At 36.0% G+C, this 21,158-nt stretch carries 25 protein-coding genes; 16 read left to right on the plus strand and 9 right to left on the minus strand.

What is annotated here, in order from left to right; genetic code table 11:
- Nucleotides 1-121: 121 nt before the first annotated feature.
- Entirely contained in the window at nt 122-514 is a 393-nt protein-coding gene (locus tag ACULEU_RS05410) for a hypothetical protein (RefSeq protein ID WP_445454426.1), read from the minus strand.
- A 456-nt stretch (nt 515-970) separates the two neighbouring features.
- Here ACULEU_RS05410 and ACULEU_RS05415 point away from each other — a divergent pair, with 456 nt between their 5' ends.
- The 8 genes from ACULEU_RS05415 (at nt 971) to ACULEU_RS05450 (ending at nt 7,784) form a co-directional block, all read left to right on the plus strand.
- Nucleotides 971-3,112 (plus strand): TonB-dependent receptor, encoded by a 2,142-nt coding sequence (locus tag ACULEU_RS05415; protein WP_445454427.1) that lies wholly within the window; start codon nt 971-973, stop codon nt 3,110-3,112.
- Nucleotides 3,113-3,331: 219 nt separating this feature from the next.
- Nucleotides 3,332-3,955 (plus strand): tetratricopeptide repeat protein, encoded by a 624-nt coding sequence (locus ACULEU_RS05420; protein WP_445454428.1) that lies wholly within the window; start codon nt 3,332-3,334, stop codon nt 3,953-3,955.
- Nucleotides 3,956-3,989: 34 nt separating this feature from the next.
- Nucleotides 3,990-5,321: a 2TM domain-containing protein gene (locus tag ACULEU_RS05425; protein ID WP_445454429.1), complete on the plus strand. Its 1,332-nt coding sequence runs from the start codon at nt 3,990-3,992 to the stop codon at nt 5,319-5,321.
- A gap of 1 nt (nt 5,322) precedes the next feature.
- Nucleotides 5,323-5,649 carry a 2TM domain-containing protein gene (locus ACULEU_RS05430; RefSeq protein ID WP_445454430.1) on the plus strand — a complete coding sequence of 109 codons (327 nt, stop codon included), beginning with the start codon at nt 5,323-5,325 and terminating at the stop codon, nt 5,647-5,649.
- A 2-nt stretch (nt 5,650-5,651) separates the two neighbouring features.
- On the plus strand, nt 5,652-5,951 hold the full coding sequence (locus tag ACULEU_RS05435; RefSeq protein ID WP_445454431.1) for a 2TM domain-containing protein: 300 nt from the start codon (nt 5,652-5,654) through the stop codon (nt 5,949-5,951).
- A complete protein-coding gene (locus tag ACULEU_RS05440) occupies nt 5,944-6,264 on the plus strand; it encodes a 2TM domain-containing protein (RefSeq protein ID WP_445454432.1) in 321 nt (106 codons plus the stop codon). The genes ACULEU_RS05435 and ACULEU_RS05440 overlap by 8 nt, the downstream gene beginning before the upstream one ends.
- 46 nt (nt 6,265-6,310) lie before the next feature.
- The gene (locus ACULEU_RS05445) at nt 6,311-6,964 is read left to right on the plus strand and encodes a hypothetical protein (RefSeq protein ID WP_445454433.1); all 654 of its coding nucleotides are present in this window, start codon (nt 6,311-6,313) and stop codon (nt 6,962-6,964) included.
- A gap of 64 nt (nt 6,965-7,028) precedes the next feature.
- Nucleotides 7,029-7,784, plus strand: coding sequence for a LytR/AlgR family response regulator transcription factor (locus ACULEU_RS05450; RefSeq protein WP_445454434.1), 756 nt, complete (start codon nt 7,029-7,031; stop codon nt 7,782-7,784).
- Nucleotides 7,785-7,881: 97 nt separating this feature from the next.
- Here ACULEU_RS05450 and ACULEU_RS05455 read toward each other — a convergent pair whose 3' ends face one another.
- Nucleotides 7,882-8,739 (minus strand): OmpA family protein, encoded by an 858-nt coding sequence (locus ACULEU_RS05455; RefSeq protein ID WP_445454435.1) that lies wholly within the window; start codon nt 8,737-8,739, stop codon nt 7,882-7,884.
- Nucleotides 8,740-8,922: 183 nt separating this feature from the next.
- Between ACULEU_RS05455 and ACULEU_RS05460 the strand changes: the two genes are divergently transcribed.
- Nucleotides 8,923-9,408: a TlpA family protein disulfide reductase gene (locus tag ACULEU_RS05460; protein ID WP_445454436.1), complete on the plus strand. Its 486-nt coding sequence runs from the start codon at nt 8,923-8,925 to the stop codon at nt 9,406-9,408.
- A 5-nt stretch (nt 9,409-9,413) separates the two neighbouring features.
- Nucleotides 9,414-10,019: a thioredoxin family protein gene (locus ACULEU_RS05465; protein WP_445454437.1), complete on the plus strand. Its 606-nt coding sequence runs from the start codon at nt 9,414-9,416 to the stop codon at nt 10,017-10,019.
- 28 nt (nt 10,020-10,047) lie between these two features.
- Here ACULEU_RS05465 and ACULEU_RS05470 read toward each other — a convergent pair whose 3' ends face one another.
- The 5 genes from ACULEU_RS05470 to ACULEU_RS05490 all read right to left on the minus strand — a co-directional run bounded on the left by ACULEU_RS05470 (nt 10,048) and on the right by ACULEU_RS05490 (nt 15,014).
- Nucleotides 10,048-10,818, minus strand: a complete 771-nt coding sequence (locus ACULEU_RS05470; RefSeq protein WP_445454438.1) for a CDP-alcohol phosphatidyltransferase family protein — start codon at nt 10,816-10,818, stop codon at nt 10,048-10,050.
- 47 nt (nt 10,819-10,865) lie between these two features.
- A complete protein-coding gene (locus tag ACULEU_RS05475) occupies nt 10,866-11,885 on the minus strand; it encodes a COX15/CtaA family protein (protein WP_445454439.1) in 1,020 nt (339 codons plus the stop codon).
- An 80-nt stretch (nt 11,886-11,965) separates the two neighbouring features.
- Nucleotides 11,966-13,384 carry a CCA tRNA nucleotidyltransferase gene (locus ACULEU_RS05480; protein WP_445454440.1) on the minus strand — a complete coding sequence of 473 codons (1,419 nt, stop codon included), beginning with the start codon at nt 13,382-13,384 and terminating at the stop codon, nt 11,966-11,968.
- 80 nt (nt 13,385-13,464) lie between these two features.
- Complete coding sequence (locus ACULEU_RS05485; RefSeq protein ID WP_445454441.1) at nt 13,465-14,031, minus strand: L-threonylcarbamoyladenylate synthase; 567 nt, start codon at nt 14,029-14,031, stop codon at nt 13,465-13,467.
- Entirely contained in the window at nt 14,031-15,014 is a 984-nt protein-coding gene (locus ACULEU_RS05490; protein WP_445454442.1) for a stealth family protein, read from the minus strand. Before ACULEU_RS05490 ends, ACULEU_RS05485 begins: the two co-directional genes overlap by 1 nt.
- 118 nt (nt 15,015-15,132) lie before the next feature.
- Between ACULEU_RS05490 and ACULEU_RS05495 the strand changes: the two genes are divergently transcribed.
- Entirely contained in the window at nt 15,133-15,945 is an 813-nt protein-coding gene (locus tag ACULEU_RS05495; protein WP_445454443.1) for a glycosyltransferase family 2 protein, read from the plus strand.
- A gap of 36 nt (nt 15,946-15,981) precedes the next feature.
- Nucleotides 15,982-16,806: a glycosyltransferase family 2 protein gene (locus tag ACULEU_RS05500; protein WP_445454444.1), complete on the plus strand. Its 825-nt coding sequence runs from the start codon at nt 15,982-15,984 to the stop codon at nt 16,804-16,806.
- On the opposite strand, the gene ACULEU_RS05505 is transcribed toward ACULEU_RS05500, so the two are convergent.
- Both ACULEU_RS05505 and ACULEU_RS05510 read right to left on the minus strand, forming a co-directional pair.
- Nucleotides 16,787-17,599, minus strand: a complete 813-nt coding sequence (locus tag ACULEU_RS05505) for a glycosyltransferase family A protein (RefSeq protein WP_445454445.1) — start codon at nt 17,597-17,599, stop codon at nt 16,787-16,789. The two genes, ACULEU_RS05500 and ACULEU_RS05505, sit on opposite strands and share 20 nt — an antisense overlap.
- A gap of 49 nt (nt 17,600-17,648) precedes the next feature.
- Nucleotides 17,649-18,464 carry a 2,3,4,5-tetrahydropyridine-2,6-dicarboxylate N-succinyltransferase gene (locus ACULEU_RS05510; RefSeq protein WP_445454446.1) on the minus strand — a complete coding sequence of 272 codons (816 nt, stop codon included), beginning with the start codon at nt 18,462-18,464 and terminating at the stop codon, nt 17,649-17,651.
- A 144-nt stretch (nt 18,465-18,608) separates the two neighbouring features.
- On the opposite strand from ACULEU_RS05510, the gene ACULEU_RS05515 reads away from it, so the two are divergent.
- The 4 genes from ACULEU_RS05515 to ACULEU_RS05530 all read left to right on the plus strand — a co-directional run bounded on the left by ACULEU_RS05515 (nt 18,609) and on the right by ACULEU_RS05530 (nt 21,125).
- Entirely contained in the window at nt 18,609-19,481 is an 873-nt protein-coding gene (locus ACULEU_RS05515) for a copper resistance protein NlpE N-terminal domain-containing protein (RefSeq protein WP_445454447.1), read from the plus strand.
- A 7-nt stretch (nt 19,482-19,488) separates the two neighbouring features.
- The gene (ruvX, locus tag ACULEU_RS05520; protein ID WP_445454448.1) at nt 19,489-19,905 is read left to right on the plus strand and encodes a Holliday junction resolvase RuvX; all 417 of its coding nucleotides are present in this window, start codon (nt 19,489-19,491) and stop codon (nt 19,903-19,905) included.
- Nucleotides 19,906-19,935: 30 nt separating this feature from the next.
- Nucleotides 19,936-20,523: a peptide deformylase gene (gene def / locus ACULEU_RS05525; protein ID WP_445454449.1), complete on the plus strand. Its 588-nt coding sequence runs from the start codon at nt 19,936-19,938 to the stop codon at nt 20,521-20,523.
- Nucleotides 20,524-20,645: 122 nt separating this feature from the next.
- Nucleotides 20,646-21,125, plus strand: a complete 480-nt coding sequence (locus ACULEU_RS05530; protein ID WP_445454450.1) for a DUF5606 family protein — start codon at nt 20,646-20,648, stop codon at nt 21,123-21,125.
- Nucleotides 21,126-21,158: the final 33 nt, after the last annotated feature.

Here is a 21,158-nt window from a genome sequence, read left to right on the forward strand (position 1 = left end):
ATCGTAATTTTAATAAGCGGACAAAGGTAAATTATAAATCGGGAATTTCGAATTACGAAGAGCGAATTGTTGAAAAGATTTTAAATAGAGAATCCAGTAAAGTACTTGATTTTATAAGAGTCTATTTCTCGGTAAGACAAAGTTCCACAATAGCATGAAAAATCTCGTATAGCTTGTTTAATGCAACCTTTATCTCATCATCTTCAATATTCTGCGACACCATAAAATCAACCAGTTTGGTTTGTTTTTTCAAGGTTAATAAAGATTCCAGTATTTTCGGATTTCGATATTCGGCTGGCATGGCTTCAATGGATAATTCTTCTGCTTTGGCTACTAGAGTTCCCGAATTTAGTTTGATTTCTTCAAGATTTCCCTTTTCTGACGCATGGAAGGATTTTGATAAAATTTCATAATAAACTTTAATTTGAGGCCATTTGTCAGCAAAGAGTTGTACTGATGTCGAATTCAATGTAAAAGAATTCACAGACGCAAAAAGCGATTTAAAAAATTTCATTTTGTAGGTAAGTTTAGGTGCCGCAATGCTACAATTTTTTATTTTCTTTCTCTGTTAAAAATTTTGTTTTTTTAAAAGGTTTTTTAAAATAATTGTCAACATTTTGAGTGTGAATACGCTAAAAAAACCATCGACGAAATGCATCAGATTTGTCAGAAATGGAACTCTATCGAGTTTTGTGGTAGTTTATCGATTAAGTTAGACAGAAGTTTGGCAAACAAGTAATTTAGCCTTAGATAATTAGAGAAAATACAAGAATAACACTCATTATAAAAGGAGGAATTTCTTTAAAGATAAATATCCTGTCAGATAATTAATAATTCAAACTGAAAAATACCTGTTCCTCACCGAACAGGTTTTTTTATGCAGTTCATCCCCAAAAAATAACAATTCAGTAAACTAAAATTGTATAGTTTTATTGTGTGAGGCAAATTTGCTTCATCAAAACTTAAACACATGAAGACTTTTTACACTTTTGCATTTATCCTAACGGCTTTGCTCAGCAATGCACAACAAACGGTTTCAGGAACTGTTGTAGATGAAAAAAATAAACCTATTGCCGGTGCCAACGTTTTTATAGACGGAACCTATGATGGCGCTTCCTCAGACGAAAAAGGAACTTTTAGCTTCCAAACAACCGTTACAGGGAATCAAACATTAGTAATCAGTTTTCTAACCTTTGAAACCTTAAAAGCGCCTATTGACGCTACTAATTGTAAAGACAAAATCTTTAAATTAAAAGAAAGCGTGAACACTTTAGATGCTGTAGTTATTACAGCAGGAAGTTTTAGCGCTGGAGATAAAAGCAGGGTTTCTGTTTTAAAACCTTTAGATATAGTAACTACGGCTGGTTCTGCAGGAGATATTGTAGCTGCGTTGCAAACCTTACCCGGAACGCAAAACGTTGGCGAAGATGGAAGACTTTTTGTTCGCGGTGGAGAAGCTGATGAAACCCAAACTTTTGTTGACGGAATCAGAGTCGCTCAGCCTTATGGAGCCTCAACCAATAATTTACCAACACGAGGACGTTTTTCTCCTTTCTTATTTAGTGGAATGTCATTTTCAACCGGAGGATATTCGGCAGAATATGGCGAAGCATTATCCAGTGTGTTGTTATTGAATACGCAGGATGAAGCTGATCAAAACAAAACCGATATTTCGCTGATGACTGTAGGTTTAGGATTAAGTAATACCCAAAAATGGAAAAAGAGTTCGTTAAGTGTGAATACTGCTTATATTGATTTAGCTCCGTATCAGGTTACAGTTCCTCAAGATGTAGATTGGAACAAGCCTTTTCAGTCATTATCTGGTGAAACAGTGTATCGCTATAATTTTGCCAACGGAATTTTTAAGGCCTATGCCGCTTTTGAAGCTTCGCGATTTGATTTAAATCAGCAAGATATCAATCAGCCCGAGAAAATCAGAGTCAATTTAAACAATAACAATTTTTATTTAAACAGCTCGTATAAAGGAAACTTTGGAGGTAATTGGCAGTTGTTTACAGGTTTGAGTTATGGTTACAGCCAGACTAAAGTTGCTTTTGATGCCAATGATGTTAAAAATGCCGAACATGCCTCGCATCTGAAACTAAAATTCACAAAAAAACTAACGGACAGAATCAAACTGAATTTTGGTTCGGATTATTTCATCACCAAATTTGATGAGGATTTCAACACTAGCTTCAGCAGTGGATACAATGCAGCTATTGCAGCAGTATATACCGAAGCAGATATTTTCTTTTCCAAAAAGTTTGCCGCTAAATTGGGAATACGAGCATCGACAAATGATTATATCAAAGAAAACAGTATTTCACCAAGAGCCTCATTGGCCTATAAAATTTCTAAAAATAGCCAGTTAGCCTTCGCCTACGGAAATTTCGAACAAACACCACGTCAAGAGTACCTTAAATATTCGGATGATTTTAAAACCGAAAAGGCTGCACATTACATATTGAATTACCAATACATTAAGAACAATAGAACCTTGCGCACGGAAGTCTATTTTAAAGGTTATTCTGATTTGGTAAAGTTTAATACAGAAGCACCACAGTTTAATTCGGTTTATTCGAATAACGGACAGGGTTTTGCCAAAGGTGTGGATATTTTTTGGAGAGATGGAAACAGTATCAAAAATCTAGAATATTGGATTTCGTATTCCTATATCGATACGAAAAGAGATTACCGAAACTTTAGTGCCGAAGTGACTCCGAGTTTTGTAGCATCACACAGCGCGTCATTGGTTACAAAATATTGGATTTCCGACCTAAAATCGCAGTTAGGGATTACCCAGCAATTCAGCTCCGGACGACCTTATAACGATCCTAATCAATCGGTTTTTATGAACGGTAAAACCAAATCGTTTAGTAATTTAAGTATAAGTTGGGCTTATTTGCTAACCCAACAAAAGATACTTTATTTCTCAGTTTCTAATGTTTTAGGAGTACAAAATGTTTTCGGTTACAACTATGCCAATTCACCCAATGCCAACGGCGTATTCGAAAGAACTGCCGTGAGACCTACAGCTGACCGATTCTTCTTTGTAGGCTTCTTTTGGACCATCAGCGACAACAAAAAAGACAATCAGTTGAACAATTTGTAAGTCATAAAGTCATAGAGTCGAAAGTTATAAAGTCATAAAGTCGAAAGTCGAAAGTCAAAAGTTTGATGCTCTCTAGACCTTAGACTTTCGACAATTACAGTTCATCTATCAAAAATGACAATTCGGTAAGTATAAATTTTATACGAACTACAATCACAATAATTTTACATCAGAAATAAAAAATAAAAGTTTCAATAATCAATCTAAAAAATAAAAATCATGAAAACAATTATCACATCTATTGCATTTTTTATCTGTACTATTTTATCGGCTCAATCACAATACGAACAAGGAATGGGTAAAGCCATGCAACTTTGGGGAGAAGGAAAAAATACTGAAGCTGTAGCAACTTTTGAACGTATCGCATCGGTAGAAAAAAACAACTGGTTACCTAATTATTACATTTCTTTTATCAATACTCTTGAAGCCTTTGGAACCAAAGACAAAGAAAAAGCCAGTGCGCTGATTAGTAAAGCGCAAGACGCTCTTGATAATGCTACGGCGATTAGTCCGAATAACACCGAAATTATGGTGGCTCAAGCGCTGTTGTATACCGCAATTTTAATGCAAGATCCGATGACTAACGGCCAAAAATATTCCGCTTTAGCTATGGAACAATACAACAAAGCTTTGGTTATCGACCCAAAAAACCCTAGAGTTTTATTTTCTAAAGCAGAGTTTGAAATTGGTGGCGCTAAATATTGGGGAACCGATACCAAACCAATGTGTGAAGCTATCGCCAAATCAATAGAACTTTTTGCTAACTTTAAGCCTGAAACACCATTCCATCCAAATTGGGGTGCTGATCGCGCCAAAGAAGCTTTAGAAAGCTGTAAAAAATAATTGGTTACAACCAAAGATACAAAAGCCACTAACGATGAAATTTACCAAAAAAGAATTATTGAGATCATTTGGAATTGGGGTTGTTATTTTTCTGATAATCATTTTGATCAATAGTATTTACGGTGATACCATAGAATTTAACAGCAAACTGGGTAAGATGTTTGTGTATACTATGCTCTATTCCGTGATTCTTGGGTATGCCAATCAAATGGTTTTTGTGTATTTGGATACGAAGTTCACAGAAGAACGATTTTCACTCAAACGAATAATTGTAGGCTTTGTATCGTCATTCTTTGTAACGCTCTTTACCATCTTTTTATTACGGATTTTTATCGATGTTCTTATAGAAGGCGAATCATTCGAAAAGTATTGGGCCAATGAAAAGCCAGCTAATTATGTTTTTGCCTTCGTAATGACGTTTATCGTTTTGCTTTGTTTTTATGCCTTCTACATTTACAAAGCTTACAGCGATAACAAAGTAAAAGAACAAAAGATTATAGCCGGAACTGCATCGGCACAGTTTGAAAGTTTGAAGAATCAAATCGATCCGCATTTTCTGTTCAACAGTCTGAATGTTTTGAGTTCGTTAATAGAGGAAAATCCAGATAATGCACAACGTTTCACCACATCATTGTCCAAAATTTACCGCTACGTGTTGGAACAAAAAGACAAAGAATTGGTATCGGTTACAGAAGAATTGACATTCGCTAAGACCTACATGAATCTGTTAAAAATGCGCTTTGAAAACAGTATCACTTACGATATTCCAGCCGATTTTGAGAACAATGAAGCCAGAGTGGTGCCCTTATCATTACAGCTGTTATTAGAAAATACGATTAAACACAATGTGGTTAGTGAAAAGAAACCACTACACATCAAAATTTACATCGAAAACAATTATCTGATTGTGGAAAACAATCTTCAGAAAAAAGAAGTGCTTCAGGATAGACGCGGTGTTGGCTTGCAAAACATCGTTAACCGCTACGGATTAATTTCGGAGCGTAAAGTCTTAATCGAAGAAAACGAACTCTATTTTAAAGTAAAAATTCCAATATTAACAAAACAAATCGCTTTTATGGAAACGCAAAATATTTACAACGAAAACATGGCTTTTATGAGAGCCAAAGACAGAGTAGAAAAATTAAAAGGCTTTTATGGCAATTTAATATCGTATTGCTGTGTCATTCCGATTCTTATTTTTATCAATCTAAAAACTACCGGATTCCAATGGTTTTGGTTCCCAATGTTTGGATGGGGAATGGGAGTAATCTTCCACGCATTTGAAACTTTTGGTTACGGAAAGTCTTGGGAAGAAAAGAAAATTCAGGAGATTTTAAATAAGGACAAACAAACTAAATGGGACTAAGATGAGACCACGTTTTACTACAGAAAATCCGGAAGACTTTGAACTTGAAATGGCACGATATCGCGTGCATAAAATAAAACAGTTTTACACACATTTGCTGATATACATCGTGGGCGTCCTGCTTTTTTTGGCCAAAACCTATTATGGTGCTCCGTTTAATTTTTGGCCTATCAAACATATCAACTGCTTTTTTATGTGGGTATGGACCTTCATCATAGCGGTTCAGGGACTGAAATTATTTTTTAGGGAAAAAGTTTTTGGAACCGATTGGGAACAAAGAAAAATAAAAGAATTTCTAAAGAAAGATCAACAAAATAAATGGGAGTAATCATGGAAAAGTTTAATGAAGAATTTGAAAGATACCAACAGGCTAAAAAACAGGTAGAGGATATCAAAGGATTTTATGGAAACTTGGTAGCTTACGTCGTGGTAAACTTGTTTTTACTGTTTATCAACCTAAGATATTCACCGGAGTATTTATGGTTTCTCTGGTCTGCGGGAAGTTGGGGAATTGGATTAGTGTTTCACGGAATGAAAGTCTTTAACTACACACCATTCCTCGGAAAAGACTGGGAAGAAAGAAAATTAAAAGAATTTATGGATCAAGAAAAACAACAGAAATATGAATGATACTGCAAGAAATACCGAAGAAATAAAATACCAACAAGCCCTAAAACGTGTTAAGAAAATCAAAGGGTTTTATAGTCACTTGCTGATCTACATCGTAATCAATACCATGTTGCTGGTTGTTAATTACAACAACTCGGGAGAAAATGCTAATTTTTGGCACTGGCAGACCTTCAATACGGTTTTCTTTTGGGGAATTGGTTTGACGGCTCACGGACTTTCCGTTTTTTTGCCTTCCTTTATGATGGGTAAAGATTGGGAAGAAAAAAAGATTAAAGAATTGATGGAAAAGGAAAAACAGAATAAGTGGGAGTAAATTTAGTATTACGGGTTCAATAGCAATTCACAGTTTTAAAAAAAAAATGGAGATAGTATTTAAAGTTATATTGATTATTCACATCATTGCAGGAAGCATAGGTCTTTTGGCAGGAACCATCAATATCATCCGTCCAAAAGGAGATAAACCCCATCGTTTGGTAGGAAAATATTTTTTCTATGGAATGATAATCAATGCTGTAGCTGGATTCATAATGTCATTTATACACCCTAATGTATTTCTGCTCATTATTGCTGTATTTTCTTTTTATATGACGGCAACCGGCCAACGATTTCTATCCTTGCGAAGAATTGATAAAGGACAAGAACCTAAAAGATTAGATTGGATATTGACCTTACTAATGATACTTTTTGCTATCGGTTTTATTCTCTATGGATTCTATTTGTTGGCAAATGATCATTATTTTGGAATAGTTTTGCTGGTATTTGGAGCGATTAGTCTGCTTATGGCCAAAAAAGATATTGCTATTTACAATGGCAAAATAGCCTTCCGAAACTATTGGTTGTTGCTACACATTCAGCGAATGACCGGAGCGTATATCGCAGCATTTACAGCATTTCTAGTGGTAAACAATACGTATCTTCCTCCAATAATTGCGTGGTTAGGACCAACCCTCATTTTCACACCGTTGATTTTTTATTGGTCTAAAACAAATGCACAAAAAATAGTAAAACGATAGCTAAATCAGTTGCAATAATTCCGACTAAAACATATTTTCAAATCATCAAATTTTCAAATCAAACATGAATATCATCATCATCGAAGACGAAAAACCGGCAGCAAGACTACTGCAACGAAAAGTCGAGAAATTGGGGCTCCAAATCAATATGCTGTTGCATTCTGTAGAAGAATCGGTTCATTGGTTTAACAACAATACACATCCTGATTTGATTTTTCTAGATATTCAATTGTCCGACGGTTTGTCATTTGAAATTTTTGAAACCATCGATATCAAAAGTGCCGTGATTTTTACAACAGCTTATGATGAATACGCTTTGCGCGCCTTTAAACTGAATAGTATCGACTATCTTTTAAAACCAATTGACGAAGACGATTTGGAAACTGCAGTCAATAAATTCAAAGCTCGTAATATTAGTGCTCCTAATTTGTCACTCGATTTTGAAATGATCAAAAAGATGTTGGTCAATCCAGCCGATAAAAATTATAAAAAACGCTTTACCATCAAAATGGGACAACAACTCAAGATGGTCACTATTGATGAAGTAGAATGTTTTTACAGCGAAAATAAAGGCACCTATCTTCACACTTTTGATAACCGTGATTATTTGTTAGACAACACCTTGGAACAACTCGAAACCGAACTCGATCCCAAAGATTTTTACCGCGTTTCCCGAAAATTCATTGTCCCGATGAAAGGCATCAAAGAAATCCAAATCTACAGCAATTCCAGACTTAAAGTGATTTTACCAACTTACAAAGACGATGAGGTCATAGTATCAAGAGAAAGAGTAAATGATTTTAAGGAATGGTTGGGATGATTTCGTTTTTTTAGTAAGCAAGTACTCATGCCAAACTAATGTCATTCCGACAAAGGAGAAATCTCATACTAGTTAGCAGCAAAAAAGCCTAAATTGCCTACTTCGCCATCAGAAACTCGACTCTTCGGTTTTTTTGGCGACCTTCTTCTTTGTCGTTCGAGGCAATAGGCACGGAACTACCAAAACCTTTATTCGAAAGTCTGTTGGCTTCAATACCTTTAGCAACCAGATAGTCTAAAACAGCCTTGGCACGTTGTTCGGAAAGCGTTTGATTTTTAGAAGTATTGCCAACATTATCCGTATGACCTCTTACCTCTATTTTCATCAAGGAATTTTGCTCAAGTTGCGAGGCTAATTTATCCAAAGAAGCAAAAGAAGACGGCAACAACACCGATTTGTTGGTTTCAAACAGTACATTTTCCAGAACGATAGGTTCTTCCATTTTGTTGGCACCCGGTAGCCCATAAATATTGCGAACATCAAATCCCGGTGAGGCTCCTTTATTGTCTTTTCCCACAATTTTTAGGTATTTCACGTTTTTTTTATAGGCAATAGTAGCCAAATCAAATTCATTCACTTCTCCATTGCCTGCCTTTCCTAAAAACGTGTAGTCTATGTTGTCCGAACTCACAAAAATATCGGCATATTCACCGGCACCACCCACTTCTTCCATAAAAAGGTCATTCTGATTCGGCGCATCCATAATGTAATTGTCTGTAAATCCCAATACCACATAGCTCCCTGTTGGGAAGCTAACAAAATGGTCGTTCTGATACAGTAGATAAGAAAGAGGCACCACCAATCCGTTTTGAGAACCTTTACCACCGTAAAAAACATCTTTTTTTTGAGTAGTAGTATTATAGGAATCTATCACAATATCAGGATACTGACTTTCTTCTTGCGAATACATAAGTAATGAATAGAACAAAAAAGCAATCAGCAAAGATTTTTTCATAATAGTGGGTACTTATGTTGCTAAGGTACAAAACATTCTAAATCAACGTTAGGCACTTTCAGGTTTTCACTAGAAGTTCACTAGGAATTTACTATTGATGCATGATGTTAAAATTTGTAAAGTTTTGTTAACAGCTTCTAAGATAAAACACTAAGTCAGTAACTTCGTGCTTCCTACATTTTTATGAAACACTTTTTGTTGATATTGCTATTTTCCATTTTTGCCCAAAGTTCTGTGGCGCAAGAGGTTTTGGTATTTGACACCTTTGCTGATTTTGAAAAAAGTATTCTCAAGAATGACGAAAATGTTTATGTAATCAATTTTTGGGCAACTTGGTGCGCACCTTGTGTCAAGGAGTTGCCTTATTTTCAGCAGTTGCATCTTGATAATAAAAAGGTAAAAGTCATCCTTGTAAGTCTAGACAGTAAAAGCGATATCGAGAGAAAATTAAAGCCATTTCTTCTTAAAAAGAAACTCACAGCACAAGTCGTAGCCTTAACAGATAAAAATTATAATTCTTGGCTGGAAAAGATATACAAAGATTGGTCAGGCGCTATTCCGGCCACGCTGTTACTTAACGGCAACAGAAAACTATTTGCAGAACACGAGTTTGAAACCCTTGTGGAACTCAACGATTATGTTAACTCATTTACAAATCAATTAAAATAATACTTATGAAAGCTATTCCACTACTTTTTATTGCTATTACTTCCTTTCTAATAGGCGAAACAGCAGTGTCCAACGGTTATGAACCAGGCGACAAAGCCACAGACTTCAAACTGAAATCGGTTGACGGCAAAAATTACAGCATGTCTGACTACAAAGATGCCAAAGGCTTTATTGTGGTATTTACGTGCAATACATGTCCGTTTGCCGTGAAATATCAAGATCGTGTCAACGATTTGGCTAAAAAATACAAGTCGAAAGGCTATGTGCTTTTAGCGATTAATCCCAATGATCCCGCTGTACAGCCTGATGATACTTTCGAAAAAATGCAAGCTAAAGCAAAAGCGGAAGGATTCGCCTTTCCTTATTTGGTAGATGAAGGACAACAAATTTATCCGCAGTATGGTGCAACCAAAACGCCACATGTGTTTTTATTAGATAAAAATTTGATTGTAAAATATATTGGTGCAATTGATGACAACGTGGACGATGCCAATGCGGTTCAGGTACGCTATCTTGAAAACGCTATTGCAGCCTTAGAAAATGGAAGAGAGCCTTCGCCGGAAATAACTAAAGCCATAGGCTGCTCGATAAAAGCTAAGAAAAAAGCATAATGCTGAAAGACTTCGAAAGAAGTCTTTTTTATTTTATATATAGCTTCCGGATTCCAATGAGTGCAAAGATCAGTAAGGTGTATACGATGAAAAATGGAGCAACCCATTCAATCCAACCCAAAGGTAACATGATGGCAATAATAAGCAATTGAAACCCTAAACCATATAATGAAAGCAAAGTCATGAACCAATTCGGAAAACTTTTTACTTTGTATGCTTGTTTGTCGAGCGCATGAATTATTTTATCAAAACTTCCATAAACCACAGTATATATTCCAAATAAAATATTGACCGACTGCTGACTTTCACCAGGTAAGGCTTTCGGAGTTTTATATTCGAATATCTTACTGGTGGCATCGGCTCCAACCGATTTATTCCTTAAAATTACATAGTAGTAATTGTATAGCGTTCCTTGTAATTGGATGCCAATAAAAGCTAGCAAAGTATACCCAATCGTTGTTGTAGAAACGTAGCAAATTGCCATCAAAAACAAAAAGTTCAGAATGATATCAAACACACTATCCAAATAGCGACCCGAATACGAAGGCGTTTGCTTGAGTCGAGCCAATTCGCCATCGGCTGCATCGATTCCCGATTTTAGCAAAATGAAAAATCCAGCCAATAAATAAGAATGGTTCAGAATACAATAAATAGCAATCAATCCCGAAAGTCCGAAAAGTAATGTAACATGAATAGGAGTGAAGCGGGTATTCTTTAATTGATTGGCAAAAAATCTTCCGAAAGATCTTCCGTAATCTGATAAATCTAAAAATTTATCCTGAGCTGCAAGTTTAGACATTTAAGTTAGTAAACAGGAAATGCGACAATATAGTCTGGGCAAGCGTATTATTTTGATAATCGGTGTAAGGTATACGTCATCGCGGTAAGCAAAAAGAACGCCATCACCTGATGCAACAATCCTAACCACATTGGCACGCTGTACAACAAAGTGAAAACACCCAAAGCAAACTGAACAAACACCAATCCCACCAAAGCGTTCAATCCGTTTTGTTGTTGCGTGCTCAATGTATATTTTTTGCTTTTGAAATATAGGAACAAAATCAATCCCACCACAACATAAGCCATGGTTCTGTGAACAAACTGCACACCACATTTACCTTCGGTAAATCGCAGTAGCCACGATTCTTTTTCTAACGCAATACTATCATGAAAGAACTGTCCGTCACTCATCAACGGCCAATGATTGTGCACCAATCCGGCATTCAAACCGGCTACAAATCCACCATAAATAATTTGAATTACTAAAAAAATTAAAGTAATTCGGGCCAATTTCTTCAAGTCTACTAATACTAAATTTCGTTCCGGATAGATTAAATCCAAAGCCACCCAAAGTGTATATGCAAAGGTTATAAAGGCAAAGGTTAAGTGCAACGCCAGACGAAAATGGCTCACATCGGGATGGTCTACCAAACCACTTTTTACCATAAACCATCCAAAGAAGCCTTGTAAAGCACCCATTCCGAGTAAAATACCACATTTTTTCAATGTAGCATTGTCGATTCGTTTTTTAATCAAAAAGTATACAAACGGAATGATAAAAGCCAACCCAATAATGCGCCCAATGAAGCGGTGGAACCATTCCCAAAAGTAAATAAACTTATAATCCTCAAGGGTAAAATCGTTGTGAACATTGATTTTCTGATACTCGGGAAACTTCTTGTATTCGTTGAAGGCATGCTGCCATTTTTCTTCAGTTAAAGGCGGCAACGTGTCGGTAACCAAATGCCAGTCGGTCATCGATAAACCCGAATTAGTCAGTCGCGTTATACCACCAACCACTACCATAATAAACACTAAAACACATCCCGAAAGTAGCCAGTAAATAACGGCTTTATCTTTTTTCATTTTTTAAGTTTCTGAGTAAAAGAGAGGCAAATTTAAATCACAATTCTTGTTTCTAGCCTTAAACAAATTATAATAATGTATTAATTCATTCTTTTTAATCCAAGTTTTTCGGCACGTTTCAGTACAAACTCATAAGCAGCCTGATATTCATTTGGGATTTCGCCTTCGAGAATAGCTTCTTTTACGGCTTCTTTTAAAACACCAATTTCTCGAGAAGGTTTTAAATGGAAGAGTTCCATAATTTCTTCACCAGTTATGGGTGGCTGAAAATTACGGACTTTATCCCGTTCTTCCACTTCAATGATTTTACTGCGGACAATATCAAAATTGTTATGGTATTTTTTAAATTTAGCCGGATTTTTGGTCGTGATATCCGCTTCGCACAACGTCATTAAATTATCCACATCTTCTCCGGCATCAAATACCAAACGACGCACCGCCGAATCAGTAACGATGTCCTCCGAAAGCACAATAGGTCTTGAACTCAGCATGACCATTTTGGCTACAAACTTCATCTTTTGGTTCAAAGGCATGTGCAATCTCTCGAAGATTTTCTTGACCATTTTACTACCTAAAAATTCATGCCCGTGAAATGTCCAACCTTGTTTTTTGTTGAATCTTTTGGTAGGCGCTTTTCCAATATCGTGTAACAAAGCCGCCCAGCGAAGCCAAACATCATCGGTATTCGGACAAATATTATCCACCACTTCCAACGTATGATAAAAATTGTTTTTATGGGTATGACCTTCTATTTCTTCTACATTGTTTAAGGCAGTTAACTCAGGTAAAATAAGGTCTAAAAGGCCGGTTTTGTATAAATGTAAAAAGCCAATTGATGGTTTGTCGGTAGACAAAATCTTATTCAGTTCATCCACAATACGTTCGCCCGAAATGATTTTGATTCTATCTTTATTTCTTAAAATAGCTTCTAAAGACGTTGCTTCAATTTCAAAATTTAGTTGAGTTGCAAATCGAATACCGCGCAACATTCTGAGCGGATCATCAGAATAAGTAATATCAGGATTTAATGGCGTTTTAATGATTTTGTTTTCCAAATCGGTTAAGCCATCAAAAGGATCAATCAAATCGCCATAATTGTGTTGATTCAACGAAAAAGCCAAAGCATTAATCGTAAAGTCACGTCGGTTTTGATCGTCTTCCAAAGTACCGTTTTCCACTACCGGATTTCTACTGTCTTCGGCATAACTTTCTTTTCTGGCGCCTACAAATTCGATGTCGATTTCCTTATAACGCAACATCGCAGTGCCATAATTCTTGAAAACTTGAACCTTAGGTTTATTGGGCAACAATTCAGAAACTTTTAAAGCCAACTCAATTCCGGAGCCAACCGCAACAATATCGATGTCTTTCTTAAAGTCGCGCTGCAGTAAATAATCACGGACAAAACCGCCAATCACATAACTCTCTAATCCTAGTTGTTCACTGGCTTGAGCGATGATTTTGAAAATCGGATTTTCTAAAGCTTTGATGTAATTCATACTCAATTTGAAAATTTGAAAATTAGATAATTTGAAAATTAATTATAACATTTTCAAATCTTCAAATTTTCAAATTAGTTTTACTTGCGGATTATTTTCACCTGATTATCTATCGAAAGCTTGATAATCGTTGAAGGTTTGTCGCAAATTTTTTCGTGGTGCAAATTTACTACATAGTCGACACCTTTTATAATTTCGGGGTCAATTTCTTTAAAAGATTTTGGCGTAAAATTCCCCGAAATATTCGCTGAGGTCGAAGCCAAAGGTTTTTTCATCCGTTCCATCAGTTTGAAACAAAAAGGTTCTTTCACAATGCGAACACCAAGTGTTTTATCATCGGCAATGATATTGGGTGCAACATTTCTAGGATTGTCCAGTATCAATGTGGTTGGTTTCTCTGATAAATCCAGAATTTGCCAGGCAGTTTCGGGAATGTCTTTGAACACATTGTACATCATTTTTTCGCCATTCATCAACACAATCATGCTTTTGGATTCTTCACGTTGTTTCAGGGCGTAAATCTTTTTAACCGCTTCAGCATTGGTCGCATCACAACCAATTCCCCAAACAGTATCTGTTGGATAGAGAATGATGCCGCCATTTTGTATCACTTCAAAAGCTTTGTGTACTTCGGTATTTAAGTCCATTATTTTTTGTATTCTAAAATTTTATCGAGCCAGTTTAAAATGTATTTGAGTTTTTCTTCAGGATATAAATCGAGGCTTTGAATGTTTAAAAAGAGTTTCTTGTGATCATTTTCAGCTGCTTGAAGCTTATGTTTAATCCACCAAAGTGCCTTGTCTGAAGAGCCAAAATAGACTAATTGCAAGTTCTTAGTCTGTTTGAATGTTTTATTTAAGATTTCCAAATGAATGCCTAAAGACTGAACCATAAAATAGGTCGGCACTCTAAATCGGTGTTTGATGTTGTTGATCAAAACGTCTTCATTCTGATTCAAATACGTATTAAGAACAGATCTACGCAAAGATATTGGGGTATGACTGACTTTAAAATACTGCTTAAAACCCAAAATCTTGGCAATGTTTTCTTGCATTTGTTTATAGGTCAATTTGGAAACACGTTTCTTTTTTAAGCCAATGTTCTTTAGGAATTCTTTAAATCCTGTCGATTCATAGCCTAACCATTTTCCTCTCAACACTGGAAAACCTTCAGCAGTAAAAAAATCAGTGGGTTTGGTGGCATTAATCAAGAGCATATCATCATTAAAATAAATGAAATGTTCCGCCAAATCCGGAATCCGACTAATTAAGGTTTCAATTGAATTACTATTGAAAAGCGGTAAATACGATTCATACCCTTTAAAAATAGTTTTGTGATCTACAATCGAAACGTTATGGTAAAAATTTACGCTGTCGTTTTTAAGGAATTCAGGTGTCTGCTCATCGGTAACAATAAAAATATTTCTGACATAAGGCGCGAATTTGTATATCGATTTAATGCAGTATTCAATTTCATTAACCTGATTGAATCGGGTTACAAAACCTTTTAAGTTGAGGGAGTCTTTGTTTTCAATGTATTGCAGTAATTTTTTGCTATGATTTTCGTCATTGCCATCAACCCAAGTGATTACTACATCAATATCAAAATGGGTTTTTAAAGTATCGTTCATACAGTTGAAGAAACAAAGGTTGGATTCATTTTTGGTAAAATTAGTTTTTTTTTCCGAGTCCAAAAACGATACCGTTACTTTTGCTTAAAATCCGAATTATTCTTTATGTTTGTAATGTATGAAGCTGTCCATAATTATATCCACATACAATTCGGAAGAATGGTTGCACAAAGTGTTGCTTGGATATACTATTCAAACAGAAAAGGATTTTGAAATTATTGTCGCCGATGACGGTTCGAACGATAAAACCAAACAAGTTGTAGCTTCTTTTACAGGCAAATTTTCGCATCCGATACGCCACATGTGGCATGAAGATTTAGGTTTCAGGAAATGCCGAATTCTCAATAAATCGATTATGGCTGCTCATGCAGATTATTTATTGTTTACGGATGGTGATTGTATTCCGAGAATGGATTTTGTAGAACAGCATCTCAAGGAAAAAGAGCCTGGTTTTTTTCTTTCAGGTGGTTATTTCAAACTTCCGATGTCGATTTCCAAAGCCATTACTGATGACGATATTGTACAGCAAAGATGTTTCCGAGTGTCTTGGCTTAGAAAGCAAGGATTGAAGCTCAACTTTAAGATTACCAAGCTCAACCGAAACAAGTATTTTGCTTTTTTCATGAATTGGCTTACACCAACAAAACGCTCATGGAACGGACACAATTCATCCGGATTCAAAAAAGACATTGTAGCCATCAATGGTTTCAACGAGTTGCTTGAATATGGCGGTGAAGACCGTGAAATGGGGGAACGTTTATTTAATAACGGTTTGTTATCGAAGCAAATTCGGTATCGAGCCATTTGCGTACATTTAGATCATTCGCGCGGCTACGTTAATCCCGAAAAAGTGGCCTACAACAATGAAGTGCGTAAATTCAACAGTAAAAATAAAATTACCCGAATTGCAACGGGAATAGATAAACTCTAAATAATATGTAATTTTGCAACGATTAATGAATCTACTATGACAGCATCGGTTATTTTTAGCACGTATAATTCGGAAGAATGGCTTGAAAAAGTCATCATTGGTTTTAGTGTGCAAACTTGTACAGATTTTGAAATTATTATTGCTGATGATGGTTCGCGTGACGCTACAAAAGCACTGATTGACCGATTGCGTGGCGAAATCTCAATTCCGATTGTTCATGTTTGGCAGGAAGACAATGGTTTTCAAAAATCACAAATATTAAACAAAGCGATTCTCGCATCCACTTCCGACTATTTAATTTTTACCGATGGCGATTGTATTCCGAGAGCCGACTTTGTTCAGGTGCACCTTGATTACAGAGAGGCAGGACATTTTCTTTCTGGAGGCTATTATAAACTACCAATGGATATTTCTAAAGCGATTACCAAAGAAGATATCATTACTCAAAAATGCTTCGATTTATCGTGGCTGAAAGCGCAAGGGTTAAGTTCTAGTGCTAAAAATATTAAGTTTCTGACTTCAGGTTTATCGGCCAAAATTCTCAATTTTATTACACCAACAAATGCTTCCTGGAACGGTCACAATTCTTCGGGTTGGAAAAAGGATTTAATCGAAGTCAATGGCTTCAATCAGGAAATGCAATACGGTGGTCAGGACAGAGAATTAGGAGAACGATTGTTCAATAAAGGATTAAAATCGAAACAAATCCGATATTCCGCTATTTGTGTGCATTTAGATCATAAGCGAGGCTATGTCAACAAAGAAACTTGGCAGAAAAACTACGCCATCAGAGCCAATACCCGAAAAAATAAGGTGATTAAAACGCCTATTGGTATCGACTCTAATTCAGTTTCAAATTAAAATATTCGGTTAAATCATTCCACTGATCTACGTTGAAGTTTTTCACCACATTGATTTTCTTCAAGGAGATTTTCTGAGTTCCCGGAATCGGAATAAAAACGGTTGACGGATTTTCAGATAATCTGACGGTAGTATTATTGAGTAATGCCATCGCTTTGAACCATAAATCATCATTTTTCGGAGCTAATTTCAGCGCCAAATCATAATCGGTAATCAGACTGTTTAACGCTCGTGGAGGATACAAAATTCCACCTTCGCCAATCGCAAGATTTTTAATAGGATTGTTTTCTTTGGTGTATTTCCAGAATTTATAATCAAGTGTTTTATTGTTTTCATCAATAGCAATCTGACGAGCTTTGTTGCAGACAATGTCTTTTGGATATTTTAAGTGTGTAGCATATAATTTCTCGAGCCATTGGCTTTCATAAATCAAATCATCGTCACAGGTAACGATTACTTTATCCGGAAACAATTCCAATGACGGCAGTAATTTTTTATGAGAACTAGTGCGGTTCGTAAATCGGATTTCCAACAAATCTCCAGTCAGTTTTTGAAGAGATTCTGGGATTTTATGGCGATCGGCTTCCGTAATCCAAAGCACTATTTTCTCAGGTTTTACCGTCTGATTCATCACACTTCTCAACGTAATATGAACTTTCTTTAAACGCGATTCAATAGTAGTAAGCGAAACGATTACCGGAACCGTATTGGTTGCATCATTCAACTTGCTAACCCGAATAGACAATAATCTTAAGGTGTTGAAAAACGACTGTGGATATTCTTTAAGTTTCATGTTTTGTAGTTAGAAAGATGAATAACAAATATAAATAAAATACAATCGATTATACCGCTACGTCGTATTCTCTCAACGCATCGTTAAGTGACGTTTTCAAATCGGTCGACGGTTTTCGGGTTCCGATGATTAACGCACAAGGTACCTGAAAATCTCCGGCGGCGAATTTCTTGGTGTAACTTCCCGGAATTACCACTGAACGTGCCGGAACAAATCCTTTATATTCGATAGGTTCACTTCCGGTAACATCTATAATTTTAGTTGAGGCCGTCAAGCATACATTAGCACCAAGAACCGCTTCTTTTTCTACACGAACGCCTTCTACCACAATGCAACGAGAACCAATAAAAGCGCCATCTTCTATAATAACCGGAGCCGCTTGTAAGGGTTCTAAAACACCACCAATTCCAACGCCACCAGAAAGGTGCACATCTTTCCCAATTTGGGCGCAACTTCCCACGGTTGCCCAAGTATCTACCATAGTTCCTTCATCTACATAAGCTCCGATATTGACATAACTCGGCATCAAAATGACTCCTTTGGAAATATAAGCGCCATATCTTGCTGTAGCTGGAGGAACTACTCGAATTCCCTTTTCTGCATAGCCTGTTTTGAGCAACATTTTGTCGTGGTATTCAAAAATTCCAGCTTCCCAAGTTTCCATTTTTTGTATTGGAAAATACATGACTACCGCTTTTTTTACCCATTCGTTTACTTGCCAACCGTTGGCTGTTGGTTCGGCAACTCTTAACATTCCTGCATCTAGCAGTGCAATAACTTCACGGATGGTTTTTAACGTGGTTTCGTCTTTTAACAATTCTCGGTTTTCCCAAGCTTTTTCTATAATGGATTGTAGGTGGTTCATCGTTTTTGAATTTTATATAATGTAATTCGGCCAAATGGTTTCGGTCAGCAAAGATACCTTTTTTGGATGATTGTTAAAATTGAAATTTATTTAACTTTAACTTATGAATTCATTTGATAATTTTGGACTGCTAATTTCCATCTTATGAAAAAATATCTTTTACTATTTGTTTTGGCATTCATCACAGCCTGCCAACAACCAGCGGTCAAAAAGAATGTTACAGTAGCCACATCGCACAATGCTAAAAACTCTTTGGATTATGTCGGAACCTATAAAGGAATTTTACCTTGCGCAGATTGTAGCGGATTAGAAACTGAAATTGCTATCAACGAAAATGCTACTTTTTGCATCAGAACAAAATACCAAGGAAAAGGGGATAAAATTTTTGTACAAAAAGGAAATTTTACGTGGAATAAAAAAGGGAATACCATTATTCTGACGGATATAAAAAACGCTCCGAATAAGTATTTTGTGGGTGAGAATACGTTAACTCAGCTCGATTTATCCGGTGCTAAAATTACAGGAAGTTTAGCCGATGACTATATACTTTCAAAACAGCCAACGGATTCCACAACTATGGAAACTGTTGATGAAGCTAATGCTGCCACCGTCGATTTAAATAGTAGAATATCAACGACTACTGTGATCCAAAAAGTAAATCCTGCGGTTGGAAAATATCCTTTGGCGGAAACCAAATGGAAACTAGTTTCGCTGCATGGTAGTAAAATTGTCCAACAAGGAAAAAAGGAGTATTTCTTAAAAATTAATTCAAAAGATGCCCGATTTACAGCATATGCAGGTTGTAATAGCATTGCCGGAAATTATATTATGCCTTCTTCTAACGTTATTGATTTTTCAGATGTGATTATGACCAGAATGGCGTGCCCTGATATGACTTTGGAAGATAAATTCGGAGCCATGTTGGTTCAAGTAATTCGCTATAAAATTGAAAGTCAATCGCTGACTTTCTATGGCGACGGAAAAAAAGTGTTGGCTCAATTTAAAGCGACAAAATAAATATACGATGCCTAGAATTCTTGCTATAGATTACGGAATAAAACGAACCGGAATTGCCGTTACCGATGAATTGCAGATTATTGCATCGGGTTTGACTACCGTTCCGTCAGAAACAGCTCTGGTATTTTTAAAGGAGTATTTTTCCAAAGAAGATGTCGTAAAAGTACTTATTGGCGAACCCAAACAAATGAATGGTTTGGCATCTGAAAGCACTCCAATTATAGAAAAATTTGTAGCTGACTTTAAAAACGCTTTCCCTCAAATAAAAGTAGAGCGAGTTGACGAACGGTTTACTTCTAAAATGGCATTTCAAACGATGATCGACAGTGGACTCAAAAAGAAACAGCGTCAGAACAAAGGTTTAGTCGATGAAATTGCCGCTACTATTTTGCTCCAAGATTATTTGACGCGAAAAATGATTTAAATTACTTATTTTTGCCAAAAAAATTCAGCAATGATTATTCCCATTTATGGTTATGGCGAACCTGTTTTGCGTCAGATTGGAGCAGAAATTTCACCCGATTATCCTAATCTGAAAGAAATAATTGCCAACATGTATGATACTATGTACAATGCTTATGGCGTCGGATTAGCGGCACCACAAGTTGGTTTGCCTATTCGATTATTTGTTATCGATACCGAGCCTTTTAGCGACAGCAACGATTTGTCAAAAGAAGAACAAGAGCAGTTGAAAGGCTTCAAAAAAACCTTTATTAATGCTAAGATGCTCAAAGAAGATGGCGAAGAATGGGGTTTTAACGAAGGTTGCTTAAGCATTCCGGATGTGCGTGAAGATGTGTACAGAAACGAGCGCATCACCATCGAATACTGTGAAGAAGATTTTGTGACCAAAACGGAGGTTTTCGACGGTTTAATTGCCCGCGTAATTCAACACGAATACGATCATATTGAAGGCGTATTGTTTACCGATAAAATTTCGATGTTGAAAAAAACCTTAATCAAGAAGAAATTGCAAAACATCATGGATGGTAAAGCTTTTCCGGATTACCGAATGAAATTCGCCAACAAAAAAGGAAGATAGTTTCCCTACATTTGATGTTATTCATATCTTAAAACTGCATTAAATTCTGCAATTTGAAATTGGATACTTCAAAAGTGGAACTTAAATTAAATATATTTGTGCCCCATAAATTAAATTAAAAAATGAACGTAGAAAAAATATTAGCCATTTCAGGAAAACCGGGTTTATTCGAATTGAAATTACAAACACGCTCTGGTTTTTTAGCAGAATCATTATTAGACGGAAAAAAAATCACTGTTGGCTTGAGAAGCAATGTTAGTTTGCTTTCTGAAATCTCAATGTACACTTACAGTGAAGAAAAACCATTGGTTGAAATCATGAGAGCTATTGCTGTCAAAGAAAATGAAGGCCCAACTCCGGTAAATTCCAAAGACGATAATGCTAAACTGATAGCTTATTTTAAAGAAATTCTACCGGATTATGATGAGGACAGAGTGTATGCTTCAGACATCAAAAAGTTGTTGAACTGGTATAACATTCTTCAGGCTAAAGGTTTGGTTTCAAAAGAGGAACCAAAAGTTGAAAATGCTGAAGAGGTTAAAGAACAAGTTGTAGAAGAGGTAAAGGCTAAAAAAGAGGCGAAACCAAAAACAAAAAAATAGTTAATTACTTTTTTATAAATACCAATCCTATTA

The organism is Flavobacterium sp. 25HG05S-40 (assembly GCF_052654735.1).